General features: G+C 61.3%; 14 protein-coding genes. 7 read left to right on the forward strand and 7 right to left on the reverse strand.

Annotated elements, in window-relative coordinates:
* Positions 1-49: 49 nt before the first annotated feature.
* Positions 50-502, reverse strand: a complete 453-nt coding sequence (locus NKJ40_RS06615; RefSeq protein ID WP_352465396.1) for a nucleoside deaminase — start codon at positions 500-502, stop codon at positions 50-52.
* 76 nt (positions 503-578) lie between these two features.
* Here NKJ40_RS06615 and NKJ40_RS06620 point away from each other — a divergent pair, with 76 nt between their 5' ends.
* The 5 genes from NKJ40_RS06620 (at position 579) to NKJ40_RS06640 (ending at position 6,809) form a co-directional block, all read left to right on the forward strand.
* Positions 579-2,531 carry a pseudouridine synthase gene (locus NKJ40_RS06620; protein WP_352465397.1) on the forward strand — a complete coding sequence of 651 codons (1,953 nt, stop codon included), beginning with the start codon at positions 579-581 and terminating at the stop codon, positions 2,529-2,531.
* Complete coding sequence (rsmD, locus tag NKJ40_RS06625) at positions 2,512-3,066, forward strand: 16S rRNA (guanine(966)-N(2))-methyltransferase RsmD (protein WP_352465398.1); 555 nt, start codon at positions 2,512-2,514, stop codon at positions 3,064-3,066. Before NKJ40_RS06620 ends, rsmD begins: the two co-directional genes overlap by 20 nt.
* A 97-nt stretch (positions 3,067-3,163) precedes the next feature.
* Positions 3,164-4,528 (forward strand): M16 family metallopeptidase, encoded by a 1,365-nt coding sequence (locus tag NKJ40_RS06630; protein ID WP_352465399.1) that lies wholly within the window; start codon positions 3,164-3,166, stop codon positions 4,526-4,528.
* Positions 4,529-4,533: 5 nt separating this feature from the next.
* Positions 4,534-5,943 carry a M16 family metallopeptidase gene (locus tag NKJ40_RS06635; RefSeq protein ID WP_502903693.1) on the forward strand — a complete coding sequence of 470 codons (1,410 nt, stop codon included), beginning with the start codon at positions 4,534-4,536 and terminating at the stop codon, positions 5,941-5,943.
* On the forward strand, positions 5,940-6,809 hold the full coding sequence (locus NKJ40_RS06640; RefSeq protein ID WP_352465401.1) for a patatin-like phospholipase family protein: 870 nt from the start codon (positions 5,940-5,942) through the stop codon (positions 6,807-6,809). Before NKJ40_RS06635 ends, NKJ40_RS06640 begins: the two co-directional genes overlap by 4 nt.
* Positions 6,810-6,898: 89 nt before the next feature.
* Here NKJ40_RS06640 and NKJ40_RS06645 read toward each other — a convergent pair whose 3' ends face one another.
* Entirely contained in the window at positions 6,899-7,795 is an 897-nt protein-coding gene (locus NKJ40_RS06645) for an MBL fold metallo-hydrolase (protein WP_352465402.1), read from the reverse strand.
* Between the two features lie 140 nt (positions 7,796-7,935).
* Here NKJ40_RS06645 and NKJ40_RS06650 point away from each other — a divergent pair, with 140 nt between their 5' ends.
* Positions 7,936-8,841: a LysR family transcriptional regulator gene (locus NKJ40_RS06650; protein WP_352465403.1), complete on the forward strand. Its 906-nt coding sequence runs from the start codon at positions 7,936-7,938 to the stop codon at positions 8,839-8,841.
* A 345-nt stretch (positions 8,842-9,186) separates the two neighbouring features.
* Here the strand turns inward: NKJ40_RS06650 and NKJ40_RS06655 are convergent, their stop codons facing one another.
* The 5 genes from NKJ40_RS06655 to NKJ40_RS06675 form a co-directional block, all read right to left on the reverse strand.
* Positions 9,187-9,723: a dihydrofolate reductase family protein gene (locus NKJ40_RS06655; protein ID WP_352465404.1), complete on the reverse strand. Its 537-nt coding sequence runs from the start codon at positions 9,721-9,723 to the stop codon at positions 9,187-9,189.
* 230 nt (positions 9,724-9,953) lie between these two features.
* Positions 9,954-11,684 (reverse strand): adenylate/guanylate cyclase domain-containing protein, encoded by a 1,731-nt coding sequence (locus tag NKJ40_RS06660; RefSeq protein WP_352465405.1) that lies wholly within the window; start codon positions 11,682-11,684, stop codon positions 9,954-9,956.
* 189 nt (positions 11,685-11,873) lie between these two features.
* Positions 11,874-12,092, reverse strand: coding sequence for a dihydrofolate reductase family protein (locus NKJ40_RS06665; RefSeq protein WP_352465406.1), 219 nt, complete (start codon positions 12,090-12,092; stop codon positions 11,874-11,876).
* A gap of 203 nt (positions 12,093-12,295) precedes the next feature.
* Positions 12,296-13,411, reverse strand: a complete 1,116-nt coding sequence (locus tag NKJ40_RS06670; RefSeq protein ID WP_352465407.1) for a hypothetical protein — start codon at positions 13,409-13,411, stop codon at positions 12,296-12,298.
* Positions 13,411-14,676: a hypothetical protein gene (locus NKJ40_RS06675; RefSeq protein ID WP_352465408.1), complete on the reverse strand. Its 1,266-nt coding sequence runs from the start codon at positions 14,674-14,676 to the stop codon at positions 13,411-13,413. Before NKJ40_RS06675 ends, NKJ40_RS06670 begins: the two co-directional genes overlap by 1 nt.
* 238 nt (positions 14,677-14,914) lie before the next feature.
* Here NKJ40_RS06675 and NKJ40_RS06680 point away from each other — a divergent pair, with 238 nt between their 5' ends.
* The gene (locus NKJ40_RS06680) at positions 14,915-16,759 is read left to right on the forward strand and encodes an ATP-binding protein (RefSeq protein ID WP_352465409.1); all 1,845 of its coding nucleotides are present in this window, start codon (positions 14,915-14,917) and stop codon (positions 16,757-16,759) included.
* The last annotated feature ends 92 nt before the right edge of the window (positions 16,760-16,851 follow it).

Raw genomic sequence — 16,851 nt, forward strand, 5'->3', positions numbered from 1 at the left:
TGGCCTGGATTGTCTGACTTGGATTTGGATCGTCGGCCGGACCAGAAAATCAGGGTCCGCGTCGCTCGCGAAAAAAGTCTTTCAGCAGCGCTGCTGCAGCGTTCTCGGCCATGCCCGGATAGATGTCGGGCACATGGTGGCAGGTCGGTGACGTGAAGAAGCGAACGCCGTTGACCACTGCGCCGCCCTTCTCGTCGGCAGCGCCGAAATAGAGCCGGCGCAGCCTGGCGAAGGAGATGGCGCCGGCGCACATGGCGCACGGCTCCAGCGTCACATAGAGATCGTGGCCGCTGAGCCGCTCGCTGGAAAGCTTGCGGCAGGCCTCGCGGATCGCCAGCATCTCGGCATGGGCGGTGGGATCGGCGAACTCGCGGGTGCGGTTGCCGGCACTCGCAACGACCGTATCGCCGCCGACGACGACCGCGCCAACCGGCACTTCGCCACGCAGGGCGGCGTCTTCGGCTTCTTTCAGCGCCAGCGCCATGAAATCCTGCCGCTTCACGCGGTTTCCATTCCGATTATCTCCTCGCCACTAGAGCGCGATCCTGTTACTACCCGCGCAAACGAGCAAAGGCCACATGGACGACAAAAACAAGAAATTCCCGCGCAAGGCCGGCCCGAAACCGGCGGGGCCGCGCGGTCGCGATAGCGCTTACGGCAAGGGCGGCAAGCCGTCCTTCGGCGCCAAAAAACCTTACGCTCCGCGCGGCGACCGGCCGGCGGCGGCCGAAGGCGAACGGCCGAAGCGCGACTTCAAAGGCGGCGACAGGCCGTTCAGCAAAGTGCCGCGTCCGGAAGGCAAGCCTTATGAAAAGCGCGAGGGTCCACGCAAGCCTTATGCGCCGCGCGGCGACCGGCCAGAAGCTGCCGAAGGCGAGCGGCCGAAGCGCGACTTCAAAGGCGGCGACAGGCCGTTCAGCAAAGGGCCGCGTCCGGAGGGCAAGCCTTATGAAAAGCGCGAAGGTCCGCGCAAGCCTTACGCACCGCGCGGCGACCGGCCGGCAGCTGCCGAAGTCGAGGGCGGCGAGAGGCGCTTCGACCGTCCCAAGCGTGACTTCGGTGATCGTCCCAAGCGTGACTTCGGCGATCGTCCCAAACGTGATTTTGGCGGCGATCGGCCCCATGGGGCACAGAGGGCCCCGGCCGCATCGGAGGGCGGCTTCAAGCCGCGCCCGCGTCGCGTCGAGGCAACGGAAGAAGCCGGCGAACGCATTGCCAAGCGGCTGGCGCGTGCCGGCCTGGCCTCGCGCCGCGACGCCGAGGAACTGATTGCGGCCGGCCGCGTCAAGGTCAATGGCAAGGTGTTGTCCTCGCCGGCCTTCAACGTGATGCCCGGCGACATCATCCATCTCGACGGCATGGAGATCCCGCCGATCGAGCGCACCAGGCTGTTCCTGTTCCACAAGCCGGCCGGCGTGGTCACGACAAACCGCGATCCCGAAGGCCGCAAAACCGTCTTCGACGTGCTGCCGCCTGGGCTGCCGCGGCTGATGACCATCGGCCGGCTCGACATCAACACCGAAGGCCTGCTGCTGCTCACCAACGATGGCGGCCTGTCGCGCGTGCTCGAACTGCCGGCCACCGGCTGGCTCAGGCGCTACCGCGTGCGCGTCCACGGCAAGGTCGAAGAAAGCGCCCTTGCCGGCCTGCGCGAAGGCCTTGCCGTCGACGGCGTCTTTTATGGCGCCATCGAAGCGACGCTCGACCGCGAGCAGGGCTCGAACGCCTGGCTGACACTCGGCCTGCGCGAAGGCAAGAACCGCGAGGTCAGGAACATCCTGGGCTCGCTCGGTCTCGACGTGACGCGGCTGATCCGTATTTCCTACGGGCCGTTCCAGCTCGACGATTTGCCGGAAGGCCATGTGCTGGAGATCAAGGGCCGCGTGCTGCGCGACCAGCTCGGTGAGCGCCTGGTCGAGGAATCAGGCGCCAATTTCGACGCCGATATCGCCAAGCCGTTTTCCAACAAACCGGTCAGGCGTGAGCGGGAGGAGGAGCCCGAGCGGCCGAAATTCACCCGCGACGGCGAACGCCGGCCGATCGGCGAGGGCGGCCTGATCAAGAACCGCAAGCGCCGCGAAGGCAGCCGCGACGAAGCGCTCGGCAAGCTGTCGACAAGCCCCGACAGGAGCTTTGGGCCGAAAAAGAGCTTTGGCGAGCGTGGCCCCAGACCTGAACGCGGCGACTTCGGGGACAAACCCCGTGGCGACAAGCCTCGTGGCGGCTTCGGTGGGAAGAAATCCGAACGCGAGCAGCGGCCGATCGAGCCGCCGGGCCAGCGCAAGGCCAATGTCTGGATGGCGCCGGGCGCACGGCCGATCGGCAAGGGCAGGGCGGAGGCAGACGCCGCCAAGGCGGCAGAAAACAAGGCGCGCAAGGCCTCGTTCAAGCCGTCTTACGGCAAGCCCGGCGGCAAGCCGCAAGGCGGCGGTGCAAAGCCGTTCGGCAAACCGCGTGGCGAGCGCCCGGATGGCGGTGGCGACCGGCCGCGCGGCGGCCCGAAAGGAAGCAATGCGGATCGTCGGCGGTGAGTTTCGCGGGCGTCCGCTGGCGACGCCCCGTACGTTTGCCATCCGCCCGACCACCGACCGCACGCGTGAGGCGGTCTTCAATGTGCTGGCGCATCGCTTTCCCGAAAAACTGAACGGCGCGCGCGTGCTCGACCTGTTCGCCGGCACCGGCGCGCTCGGCCTCGAAGCGCTGTCGCGCGGCGCCTCCTACGCTGTCTTCATCGAGGAATCCGCCGAAGGGCGCGGCCTGATCCGCACCAATGTCGAGGCCTTCGGCCTCACCGGCCGCACCAAGATATTCCGCCGCGACGCGACGGGCTTGGGCGAGGCGGGCACCATCGCCGCATTTGGCCTGGTCTTTGCCGATCCGCCCTATGGCAAGGGCCTTGGCGAACGCGCTTTGCGCTCGGCCAAGGCCGGCGGCTGGCTAGCTCCTGGCGCGCTCTGCGTCATCGAGGAAGCGGCGGCGGCGCCGTTCGAGGCAGGGCTGGGCTTTTCGGTTTTCGAGGAGCGCAACTATGGCGAGACGGTCATCCGGTTCATCGAGGCCGCCTGAGTTCGGCTTCCACGATGGCGCCTTCAAAATGACGAACAATTCGCTTTGCCTCGACCAGCAACCCCGCCTATCGTCCCATCACAAACCGGAGCCATCTATGACATTTCAGGCTGAATGGCTGCGCGGGACGCTCTTGGGGCTGGCTTTGGTGATGGCCGCGCCGGCTCTGGCGGATAACAATCCTGACGATGGTGTCGTGACCGATTTCCTGCTCGACAACGGCATGGAGGTCGTCGTCATCCCCGATCACCGCGCCCCGATCGTCACCCATATGGTCTGGTACAAGATCGGCAGCGCCGACGAGCCGCCGGGCAAGTCCGGCATTGCCCATTTCTTCGAGCACTTGATGTTCAAGGCGACCAGCAATCATGCGGCCGGCGAGCTCGACCGCGCCGTCGCCGCCATCGGCGGTTCGGACAACGCCTTCACCTCCTACGACTACACCGCCTTTCACGAGACGGTGGTGCCGCAGGCGCTCGGTGAGATGATGGGCTTCGAGGCCGACCGCATGCGCAATCTCATCCTCAACGACGATGTCATCAAGACCGAGCGCGACGTCATCCTCGAGGAGCGCCGCTCGCGCATCGACTCAAATCCGCAGGCGGTGCTCGACGAGGAGATCGACGCCACGCTGTGGCAGAACCAGCCCTACCGCATTCCGGTCATCGGCTGGATGCAGGAGATGGAGAAGCTGAACCGCACCGACGCGATGGCTTTCTACAACAAATATTATACACCCAATAACGCCGTGCTGGTGGTGGCCGGCGATGTCGAACCGGAAACGGTCAAGGCGCTGGCCGAAAAGACCTATGGCAAGATCGCGCGCGGCCCGGATCTGCCACCGCGCATCCGCCCCGTCGAGCCCGAGCAGAACACCAGGCGCACGGTGACGCTGACCGACGGGCGCGTCAGCGTGCCGAGCTTCACCACGCAATGGGTGGTTCCGTCCTATCACACGGCAAAGCCCGGCGAAGCCGAAGCGCTCGACGTGCTGTCCGAAATCCTCGGCGGCGGCAACCGCAGCCGGCTCTACCAGGAGCTTGTCGTCAGGCAAGGCATCGCCGCCGAGGCTGGCGCCTTCTTCCAGGGCACCATGCTCGACGACACCAATTTCACCGTCTATGGCGCGCCGCGCGGCGATGCCAAGCTTGCCGACATCGAAGCCGCGGTCGACGCCGAGATCGCCCGCATCGCGAAAGACGGCGTCACCAGCGACGAGCTGGAAAAATCCAAGGACCGTTTCGTACGCTCGATGATCTTTGCCCGCGACAAGCAGGAGGACATGGCCAACATCTACGGCTCGACGCTTGCCACCGGCGGCAACGTCCAGGACGTCCAGCAATGGCCGGACCGCATCCGTAAGGTCACCGCCGACCAGGTCAAGGCGGTCGCTGCCCGCTATCTCAATCTCGACCACGCAACGACCGGCTATCTTCTGCCGCAAACCCAGGCTGGGAATTGATTTTGATGATGAACCAGCACGGTCCCGCTCTGCCTTCTCCCCTGGGCTCCTCCCCTTCTCCCACAAGGGGAGAAGGGAAGCGCGCGCGCTCCGGCCCTCTTCTAGCAACCCTCATCCTCTCCCTCGTCTTCCTCGTCCTGCCGGCGCTTTCCGCCCGCGCCGCCATGAACATCCAGGAGGTGACCTCGTCGAAGGGCATCACCGCCTGGCTGGTGGAGGATTATTCGGTGCCGATCGTCGCCATCCGCTTCGTTTTCGATGGCGGCGCGACGCAGGATCCGCCCGGCAAGGAAGGGCTTGCCAATCTGATGAGCGGCCTGTTCGACGAAGGCGCCGGCAACCTCGACAGCGAGGCGTTCCAGATCAAGCTCGACGACGTCGGTGCAGAGATGAGCTTCGATGCGCAGCGCGACGGCATCTACGGCTCGATGCGCATGCTGGCCGAGCAGCGCGACGGCGCCTTCGACCTGTTGCGGGTGGCGGTCAACCAGCCGCGCTTCGACCAGGTGCCGATCGACCGCATCCGCGCGCAAATCCTGTCCGGCATCATCGCCAACGAGCGCGATCCCGATACGCTCGCCCAGCGCAAATGGCTGGACGCGATCTACGGCAGGCATCCCTATGCGCGGCCCGACCAGGGCACCAGGCAAAGCATCGCGACGATTACGCCGTCCGATCTCAGCGCCTTCCACAAGGCGAATTTCGCCCGCGACGGCCTGCATGTCGCCGTGGTTGGCGCCATCGACGCCGAGACGCTGAAGCAGAAGCTCGACCTGGTGTTCGGCAGCCTGCCGGAAAAGCAGGCGCTCACGCCCGTTCCCGACATCGACCTGAAGCTCGGCCAGCAGCTCGAGGTCGTCTACGACCAGCCGCAGGCCTCGCTGCAACTCGCCTATCCCGGCGTGAAGCGGAATGCGCCGGACTTTTTTGCCGCGGTGCTGATGAACGAGATCCTCGGCGGCGGCACTTTCACCTCGCGGCTGTTCGACGAGGTGCGCGAAAAGCGCGGCCTGGCCTACAGCGTCAGCTCCGACCTCGTCGACCACGAGCACTCCGAGGCGCTGTCCATCACCACCTCGACCCGCGCCGACAGGGCGGCCGAGACGCTGGCCGTGGTGCGCGACGTGGTCAAGCGCATGGCCGAGGAGGGGCCGACCGAAGCCGAGCTGGCGGCGACCAAGAAATACATGATCGGTGCCTATGCCATCAACAATCTGAATTCCTCCGGCGCGATCGCCTCAACGCTGGTCGAGATCCAGCTTGGCAAGCTCGGCATCGACTACATGCAGCGCCGCGCCGCCCTGATAAACGCGGTGACGCTGGACCAGGTCAAGGCAGCGGCGAAAAAGCTGCTCTCCGCCGAGCCGGCCGTCATGGTGGTAGGGCCGAAGCTCGGCGCGGCCAACAAGGGATGAGCCCTAGCTTCGGCATCGCCTTTGGCGGCGGCGGGGCGCGTGGGCTGGCGCATATCCATGTCATCGAGGCGCTGGACGAGCTGGGCATAAGGCCGGCGGCAATCGCCGGCTCGTCGATCGGCGCCATCATGGGCGCCGGCATGGCCTCGGGCATGACCGGCAAGGACATCCACGACTATACGCGCTCGATCCTCGGCCGCCGCGCCGAAGTGGCGACGCGCATGTGGCGGGCGCGGCCCGGCACTTTTGCCGAGGCGATGCAGGGCGGCTTGCGGGTCAGCCAGTTCAATGTCGAGCGCATCCTCAAGGCGTTCCTGCCCGACGCCATTCCCGAAACCTTCGCCGAATTGAAGATACCGCTGAAGGTGACGGCAACGGACTTTTATGGCCACCAGCTCGCGGTGTTCGACGAAGGCGAGCTGCATTCGGCGCTGGCCGCCTCGGCGGCGATCCCGGCGGTGTTCCGCCCGGTGATGCGCGACGGCAGGCTGCTGATCGACGGCGGCATCTACAATCCCGTGCCGTTCGACCTGATCGAGCTCGACGCCGACATCATCATCGCCGTCGACGTGGTCGGCGCGCCGACCGAGGCGGGCCGAAAATTCCCGACCTCCGTCGACCTGATGTTCGGCGCCACGCAGCTGATGATGCAGTCGATCATCGCCAGCAAGCTGAACCAGAGCCGGCCCGACATTCTGATTCGGCCGGCCGTCTCGAAATACCGGGTGCTCGATTTCATGAAGGTCGAGGCGCTGATGGCCGAGACGGTGGCGATCAAGGACGAGCTGAAGCGCGAGATCGAGAAGGCGGTCGAAGCCCGCGCCAAGGCCGAAGCCAGCAAGCGCACCAACCGTCTCGGCGGATGACCGTAATCAAGCGTCCGGCGTCAGCGCCCGCTGGACCATGAGCGTATCCTTCGTAAGTGGCGCGGATCAGCTCGCGATTGGCGGCCATCTCAGCCCCACTTCATTTCGCCGGTGGCAACCTTGGAGCCGATGTCGAGCGCGACGCCCATGCCGAGGCCGGGGAAGCGGGCTTCCATGGCGCTCTTCAGTGCGGCCGCGTCCTTGGCCTTGGCCAGTTCTTCCTCGAAGGCGACGAGATAGGTCTTGGTGTGCTCGACGCCTGAAAGGTCCGTAGCGGCCTCAGGCGTCATGTGCCCGGGCACGACGATTGCCGGCTTGCGCGCCGCGATCTTTTCGAGATTGGCGAGCCAGGCGGCGCGCAGTTCCCTGGTCGGCGTGTCGGCGGTCCAGACATGCACGCCGGCAAAGATCATCACCCCGCCGAACACCGCATTCAGCGACGGCACGAAGAGATAGCGCCGGTTGGCGAGGCCTTCCGCGGCGACGATCTCGATGGTCTCGCCATCGACGCTGAGCGTCTTGCCGTCGAATGCTTCGGGGATGACGACGTCGGCCAGCGCCTGCGGGCCATTCTCCTTCAGCTGCGGCCCCCAGACGGCGAGCTTCTTTTCGACATTGCCGTTGATGGCGGCCACCGTCTCGGCTGCGGCGATCACCCGTGCCTGCGGGAACGCCTGCTTGATCGGCTTGAGGCCGAAATAATAGTCCGGGTCGGACTGGCTGACATAGATGGTGGTGAGCGTCTTGCCGGTCGCCTTGATCGCCTCGGCCACGGCCCGGCCGTCGGGGTAAGTGAAACCGCCATCGATCAGCACGGCTTCGGCGGCGCCGGAGACCAGCACCGGGGCGCGGAAGAAGCCGTTTTGCCCGGCGGGGAAATGTTTCCAGGAAAGCCCGCCTGCCGCATGGCCAAGCCCGGCGGGAGCAAAGACCGCGGCAGCGCCGGCGGCGAGGGTGGTTTTCATGATGCTTCTCCGTGTGAACATGGGATGTCTCCTGGGATCCGGAATTCGACGGCCTCGATGCCCGCAAGATGGCAAAAGCGGAATGCGTATTGAAGGCCGACAAAATAGACGTAATGTATGCCATTGCCTGACAATGAGACTGCCTCTGCCATGAGCGAAGCATGAACCTGAACCGGCTGGCCTATTTCGCGGCGGTGGTCGACGCCGGCTCGTTCACGCGGGCCGCCGAGCGGCTGGGCATCACCAAGGCGGTGGTCAGCCAGCAGGTGGCGCGGCTGGAGCGCGATGTCGGAACGACGCTGCTGATCCGCACGACGCGGCGCGTCCATCCGACCGAGGCCGGCCGAACGTTCCATGCCCGCTGCCTGCAGGTCCTGCAGCAGGCCGAGAATGCATTCGACGAGCTCGCGCAGGCCGCCGCCGAGCCGACCGGCACGCTGCGCATCGCCGCGTCCAACGACTACGGCACATCGGCGGTGGTGCCGGTGGTCGCCGCCTTCAGCGCGCGCTATCCCGCCTGCCGGGTGGAGCTGACGCTGGGCGACGAGACGATCGACCTGGTTTCCGGCCACATCGACGTGGCCATCCGCGTCGGCTGGCTGGCCGATTCCAGCCTGCAGGCCCGGCGCATCGGCACCTTCCAACAATTCATGGTATGCGGCGCCGGCTTTGCAGGCCGGTTCACCGCCGGCGAACCGCAAGACCTCGCCGGGCTGCCCTTCGTCGCCAACATGGCGCTGCGCGAACCGCTGCTATGGCAATTTTCGCGCGGCGATGACGAGCAGCAGGCCGTGCGCATGCAGGCAACGATTTCGATCGACGCAACGCCGGCAGTGCTGGCGGCCGTCCGCGCCGGCGCCGGCCTGTCGGTGCTGCCGGACTTTTTGGTGCGGGACGAGCTGTCCGCCGGGCGGCTGGTGCAGATCCTGCCCGAGTGGCGGCTGCCCTCCGGCGGCATCTACACAGTCTACCCCGCCGCCCGCTTCCGCCCGCCCAAGGTGACGAGATTTGTCGAGATGCTGATTGCGGCCGTGCAGAAGGGGGAGGCAGACGGGCGGGGGCGCTGATGGGCGAAGCTGCGATCTCCCCCCAAGTGGGGGAGATGGCCGGCAGGCCAGAGGGGGGCGCTGTCCCGCCGACCTATCAGTCGGTTGCATAGCGTACGCGCGCAAATTCCCAGCTCATCACAGAAGGCCTACGTTCCTTCGCGCCCCCCTCTGTCCTGCCGGACATCTCCCCCTCAAGGGGGGAGATTGGCAGCTTCCCTCACACCGCCTGTTCTGGAACGTTGAATATTAGCGAAAGCCGGCGTGACATCCAATCTCCCCCCTTGAGGGGGAGATGCCCGGCAGGGCAGAGGGGGGCGCTGTCCCGCCAACTTATCAATGAAAGCGCAACTGCACCGAAGCCCATCACGGCTTCCCGGCCGCATACTCCAGCGCCACCACGCCGTTGCTGAATTGCGTGGCGGAAATCAGCTCGAGCGGCAATTGCGCGCCGGGCGGGAACAGCAGCTTGCCCTGGCCGACGGCGCCGGGGTAGCTGAGCAGCCTGATGCGGTCGACAAGGCCGTGGCGCAGCAATTCCTGCGCGACGGTGAGGCTGCCATGCACGTAGATGTTGCCGCCGCTGCCTTGCTTCAGCCCTCTGACCGCGTCCGGCAATGCGCCCTGCAGCAGCTCGGCCGGCTGCCAGTCGAGCGCCTGCAAGCTGGTCGAGGCGACATATTTCGGCAGCGCATTGAACCGGTCGGCGAAATCTCCGGTCTCCTTGGGCCACGAGCCGGCAAAAATCTCATAGGTCGTGCGCCCCAACAGCATGGCGCCGCTGTCGGCAAGCTCGTCGTCCTTGAATTTCTGCATCTCATCGTTCCAGGCCACGCTCGGCAGCTTCTCGACCTCGGCAATGCCATCGACGCTGATGAATTCGGTGATGATGAGTTTTCTCATGGCGGGTTCCTTTCTGGCAGGGCCGGCCGTGCGGGCCTTATGCGACATGCGCCGTCAACTAGCGCGGCGCTTTTTCAGGGGGAGGGTTTTCCCTGTTCGCTTCCAAAGACCGATAGCGTGGGAAAAGCTTCTCCGACCTGCCCGTCGTTCGGTCATGCCAGAAGGTCCGCATCGGGGGCCGGTCTTTTTTGCCTGTCCCCAATTGGCTCTGGGTCGTAGCTGCCGGCTGGCTACAGGTTGGCAATACCGGCTTTCAGCAGTCCTTCGCGGACGTGCTGCACATCAGACTCCTGGGCATAGTGCAGGGTGGCGATGAATGAATCGAGGTCGAATTGGGGATCGAGCGTTCTGATCTTGCTCAGATGCGCCGCGGCCGCGATTTCGTCGCCGAGCCAGCCGTAGCAGGCAGCGGCGAAAGCGTGCTGAGCCGAGTCCATGGTTGACAGATGCATGAAAGCCTCGATCGCCTCGCCATACTGGCGCGCGGCGAAATGCGCCTTTCCCAGATGGCTCCAGAACCTCTCCGGGTGGTGCGGATTCAACTGCATTGCCTTGCGGATCCATTCAATTCCCTCTTCCGGCCTCCCCAGCCACGTCAATAACTCGCCTTGCTGCACCACCACGAGGTCGTAATTGGGATTGAGGGCCAGCGCCCGCTCTTGGTGGTAGCGCGCTGTGGTCAGCTCATTGTTGTTCACGTTCACTGCCGCGAGAATGCGGTGGACATCGGCATCGTTGTTGTCCAGCGCCAGCGCCCTGTCCAGCGCTGCCTTAATGTTGTTCCAGACGGCATCCCTGTCTTCGCACCAGTTATGGACCCAGGCCTGGCCAAGAATGCAGGCCCGCCAGGCATGGGCATGGGCATAATCGGGGTCGAGCGTGACGGCCCTTTCTATCAAGGTTTGCGCCCGTTCATTATCCGCAATCGTGCTTCGGTGATGCAGCACCTTGGCAGCAAGCACACATTCATACGCCGCCATGTTTGCAGGTTTCGCCCGCGCGAGCTGGTCCCGCTGAGCCGCCTCGACACGGCCGGGCAGCGTGGCTGCGATCGCCGCGGTCACCTCATCCTGTATAGCGAATATGTCGTCCAGCTTCCGGTCATATTTGTCTGCCCAGATATGAGCGTCATTCGCCGTGTCGATGAGCTGAACCGTCACGCGCACCCTGTCGCCGATCTTGCGGACGCTTCCTTCCACCAGGTATTGGACGGTGAGTTTCTCGGCCACCTCGCGCACATTCACGGCGCGGTTCTTGTAGACGAAGCTGGAATTGCGCGAGATGACGAACAGCTCATGGTGGCGGGACAGTTCGGTGATGATGTCCTCGGTCAGTCCGTCCGCGAAAAATTCCTGCTCGGGGTCGCCGCTCATGTTGGTAAATGGCAGCACCACTATCGAAGGTTTCGAGATGGATTGCTTTGCCTCGACTACTGGCAGGGCAGGACTGTCAAACCCAATGCGATAGAGGCGAACCGGGCGGCTGATGTTCTTTAACGTTTTCTCGCCCAGGTCCTCCATGGCAATTTCGAGACGGTCGGCAATTTGGGTCGCCACCGCTGCGGTCACGCAGATACCGCCAACGTCGGCGAGTTGCTCGATGCGCGAGGCAATATTGACGCCGTCGCCGAAAATATCCTCATCGTCGAAAATGATGTCGCCGAGATTTATGCCGATCCTGAATTCGATGCGCCGTTCTTGCGGCACATCCGAATTGCGCCGTTTCATGCGCTGTTGGATTTCCACGGCGCATTTCACGGCATCGGTCACGCTCTGGAACTCAACGAGCATGCCGTCTCCGGTGGTCTTGATGATCCGGCCCTTGTTCTTCGCGATGGCGGGATCGACCAGTTCTATGCGATGGGTCCGAAGGCGTGCGAGCGTGCCGGATTCGTCGGCCTCCATTAGCCGACTGTAGCCCGCCATATCGGCAGCCAGAATTGCGGCTAGTCTCTGTTCCATCGCTTGAACCAAAAACCAAGCCTATACTTCCTGGGCTGCCAAATCCAGCAATTTGGGCTTGTGGCTGAATCAGGACGTCTTCTACCGCAGCAGCAAGAAAGGGCGGATCAAACCTTCCGCCTGGTGGCTGCGAACTCGATCGCATCAATGGCGGGAGGCGCGGCGTCAAGCTCGTCGAAGCGGCATATTTCAGCAGCGCGTTGGACCGGTCGGCGAAGTCTCCGGTTCCTTGGGCCAGGAGCCGGCGAAAATCTCATAGGTCGTGCGCCCCAAAAGCGTGGCTCCGCTGTCGGCAAGCTCGTCGTCCTTGAATTTTTGCATCTCATCGCTCCAGGTCACGCCCGGCAGCTTCTCGACTTCGGCAATGCCATCGACGCTGATGAATTCGCTGACGATGAGGTTTGGCATGGGGGGCTCCTTTCTTCGGTCAGAGAACGGATGGCTCGGGCTGTTTTGCGACACGCTCCGTTGAAAAAAGTGCGGCGCTTTGTTGTTTTTGCTGATGTCAGCGAGACCGCTCATTCAGGGACAACAAGCCCTATCGGCTTATGCCGAAGACACCCGCGCAAAGGGCAAGATTGTCGCTAGGGCGGCAATCCATTGCCTGTTTGCTAAAGCAGTAATCCTCGCTGCGATGGGGCCGTGTCGACTCCATCGGGTTTTGATTGCCTCTCGGTCGCCGAGGCCCCAAGGACATCCTTCCTTCTTAGTCCCGCATAATCACTGACTAATCCAATGATGGTTTTTGCTTCCAAGCTACCGAGTTCTGACGGGTGAGGAACTGTTCGCGAGAAGCACGCCGCCTCAAGACCAATCGCCCCTTTAAGAAGTTCCGTCCCAACGTTTGGCTTAGCAAAGAATTCTACCAAGCCCTGCACAGGCATTTTTTCGACGGCAGTCTCGAATCCTGCGCGTATGCGAGCTGCGGTAGCGCCACTTGGATCAAAGAACTCGGTGACGACATTCTCGGCGAACTGTACATAGCTCTTGCTGGCCGCTGCATCCGTTCGACCGAACAAAAGGCCTTGACGGAAATACTCCCGCCGCATCGAAACCTCAGATAAGGAGTGCTCTTTGCCTAAGTAATCTGCCCCGATTCCAACCAATGCGCTGCACATATAAGCTGCACGAGTTATTGGACCGGGCTTTCGTTCACGCTCTACGCCCAATTTTAGCAAGTTAGCCGCCTCGTCCACCCAGTGGTTTAACGCAGGAAACGAAATTCCTCGCGATATTTCCACCTTTACCGAATCCATTTGAACTTTGAGGTTAGCGGAGCCGACAGCTATCATTCTCCAAAGCTCATCGACCTCTTCATTGGACAAACGCTGGTCCTCGCCTGCATAGCGTTTCACAATGGCATCGAATACGGAGCTTGAGATCACTCGGACGTTCAGCCTGCTGGAAAACGCATAAACGGAGTCCTTCGCCCCCTGCGACGCGATAATCGCCTCGTCCGCTCGAAGGGCCGATTGCAGTCCCTTTACCCAAATCGCGCGCTCGAACGCCTTGCCTCGTTTCTTGTTTTTGATATCGACGATACTCACATGCCGCGCATGCGCGCTGGTGCGGGTATAAACCCACAAATCAACATCGGTGACGTCTTCACCAGCTTCGCGAACGGGAATCCCACGCAATACGAATGAACCGAGGCTTTTGAAATACTCCCTTAGCGCTTCTTCGGCGGCGCCGCCCTTGTCGACTTTCTGATTTTTCTGTGCCGACATCAGTTCGTTCTCCTCAAGACATTCAACGCGCGCGAGGTGGCAGTTTTTGCTTCGGGTACATCCTTTTTCCTATCACGCTCAGCCGATCTTGCCGCCTCTGGACCGTAGAATTGTGCGGCCTGAGTGCCGATGATCATTTCCGCTGCTGTACCAGAAGCATCGCCCCGCAGGATCAGGTCCTTTGCCATTTCTCCAATCTCTGGCTTCAACAAAGTTAGGCGGTGGCCCTGCGACGAGGATGTAACCTGCACGACGTTACGTCGTTCAAGAATTTGGTAGTCTTGGCGGATAGCTGGAGCCCACCCCTCTACGAAGCCACGACCGATCAGCGCGTTGATTAGAGCACTCGGGTCCTTGATGCGTCCACGAGTGTCTGAGCTTTTTACAATCCCGTAGGTCAAACTGCTGGCCAGTGCTTTGGCATCATCCAGCACGTCGGCCAGCCCCCCGGGCACGAACTTAGTTAAAGCCTCGGGTTTTGTGACAAACTCAGTTGGTCCTCGCTCGTTCGAAACGATGCTCACCTCAAAATAGCCGATCTGGTGCATCTTGCTCCACAGGCTATCGCCTAGCAGTTGCCTCACGGCTGCTGCTAGTAGACATCCCTGTGCCTTCAAGAGACTATCTACGTGTATTAACCTCTCTCTCTCTTCGGTCGTCAGGCTCTCTAGTATTCGTTTTGCTTTCTGCGCCTGATCTCTTTTAAACAGTGATCCATTAAAATAAAGTCTATCTACACCAGAATTCTCGTAATCAATGAAACCAATGTGCTCCGACTGGCTGAACAAATCATCCATCTCTGCTTCTGACAACTCATAGGTGTCAGACAGTTCTTCTTCGCAATCTGACCGCCTGAGTGGGCTGTGGCTACCGCGCTCCGCAAGATCGATCGCAGCCAATTCCAAACCGTCAGGTTCCTGGGAATCAAAAATATCGGCGGCGTGGTCGAGCAGACGTGCCTGGGTCACGCCGAGTACCGTGACGCCGGATTTTCCTTGCGCGACAAGACCTTGCTCTTCCAACTCAACGAGCAGGCCTTTTATCTCAAGTCGGCGAATGCCAATCCCGTTCGCCAATTCACCGACGCGTTCATTTGAAACGTTGGATTCATCCTCTTTCGAAACAACCGAAAGGAGGCGCGACGCACGGCCTGCAAGGGCGATATTTTCGAAGCTTGTTGTTTTGCTGTTCAGCAGCTTCTGATCATGGTGTAGAAGCCACGCGCCTACGATTCCTTTGGGCAAGTTATCGCCGCCATTCGCCATGGTACCCCCCGCCGCATTCCCAACACCCATTGCTCTTTTATAAGGCGATGATGTGCAGTTGAATCAAGGCTATCAATTCCCTCTTCAGCTCTGCGTTGCAATAGGTTAAGCCTTTGAGGGCCGGTTTATTTCTGACATTCTGGGGGGCATTTTGGACCAATCAAAGTCTGAGCAAGGCGTTCTCTTCGATTCTCGGTTTCTGGATCGGTACGCAGGACCGATTATCACGGATACGGGCGTGGCGATTGTCGAACTTGTTGCGAATGCGTGGGACGCTTTTGCAACCAAGGTTGAGATCACTTGGCCAAACAGAGCAACCGGCAGTCTGTTCTCTATTCGCGACAATGGAAAGGGAATGACAGCCGATCAGTTCCAGCAACGCTGGGGCACTCTAGATTATGATAAGCTCAGCATGGAGGGGAACAAGTCGGCCCCGCCACCTGAACTGAATCATTTTGCATCTCGCGACCCGTACGGAAGAAACGGCAGGGGGCGACATGCGGCGTTCAGGTTTTCGGACCCGTATAGTATCGCAACTTGGCGAGACGGCCTCGAGACCTCATGTGAAGTGAAACGCGGCCTTAACCAGCCGTTCGAATTGAGGCGAGTGGCCTCGCAACAACGCGATCATTCTACTCATGGCACCGAGATAAGGGCTACGTCTGTTTCCAACTTGTCAATGGCGGCTGAAACGGCAAGGGAGGTACTTGGTACACGCTTCCTCGCCGATCCGAATTTCGAAGTGTTCATCGATGGTACGAGGGTCACCTTCGACGACATTCCAAGACATAGTATGGACCGTGTGAAGGTCGAGGTGCCAGGTCATGGCACTGCTGAAATTGTGGTTATTGACAGCTTGAAGTCTGACAAGACGACGAAGCAACATGGTATCGCATGGCGCGTGAAGTCTCGGCTGGTCGGTTCGCCGAGTTGGGTAGGTTTCGATCACGAACGTATCCTTGACGGGCGCAGTTCAGAAGCGAAGCGGTTCCTTTTTATCGTATTCGCGGACTTTTTGGACGATGCTGTTACGCCCGACTGGACTGGTTTCAACGCTGATTCGGTCGGTTGGAAAGAAACCCGACCGCGAATTCATGACGCCATAAAAGCGACCCTCTCTGAGTTCACCGCGGATAAGCGGCGAGAGGCGAAGGCAACGGTTAGGGAAACTCACTTCAAGAGCGTCGCCAAGCTACCGCCGGCTGGCCGTGAGAGGTGGAACCAGTTCGTCGACCAGGTTGTCGACGCATGCCCGTCGATCACGGTGGATCAGGTTGGACAAGTCGCGGGGATTTTGGCAACCCTTGAAGCCTCGACTTCCAAATACGGAGTGATCAGCAAGCTCCATGACTTTGCCGCCGATGACTTCGATACCCTTGATTCAATTTTACAGGACTGGACCATTCGACTGGCGAAAGACGCACTGGACGAGATCCAAAGCCGTCTGAAACTGATTGCGGAACTGGATGTGAAGCTCCGTGATCCTAGTATGTCTGAAGTTGGCGATCTTCAGCCTCTAATTGACAAATCGCTGTGGGTGTTCGGTCCTGAATATGAGAGCATCGAATTTACGTCTAACAAGGGAATGACAGAGGTCGTTAGGAAATTTTTCGGCGCTAGTTCTCCCATTAGCCGACTGCGACCCGACTACGTAATTGTCCCCGATGGGAGCGTCGGCCTTTACAGCAGAGATAGCTATGACTCGTCTGGCGAGGTTATTGGCACTGATCGGCTGGTGATCGCCGAGATAAAAAGGGCGGGAGTTGGAATCGGCTCTGATCAAATTACGCAGCCTTGGAACTACGCAAAAATACTGAAGACTGGTGGGCACATCTCAGACGCGACGTCGGTCACATGCTTCGTACTTGGATCAGCCATCGAAGCGGGCGAAAACGAGCCAACAACGCGTGGCAACGTGGTTATTGTTCCTATGACTTACAACGTTTTCATCCGCAGAGCTCAGGCGCGAATGCTGGGTCTGCGGGCTAAGCTCGCTGACGTGCCATTTCTGCAAAAATATGTGGAGGAACTGGCTACCAAACAGGGCGACCTGGAACTGGTTGGCGTTGCGGTGTCCGCATGAAGGGGCAAGGACAAAACGGTGTTGAGGAGTAATTGCTTCGGTCCGCCCACTTGCCATCCCGCATCCTTCTCCTAATCTCCCTCTGAGAAAAC

It is taken from the genome of Mesorhizobium sp. M0119 (assembly GCF_040322615.1).
Lineage (GTDB): Bacteria > Pseudomonadota > Alphaproteobacteria > Rhizobiales > Rhizobiaceae > Mesorhizobium.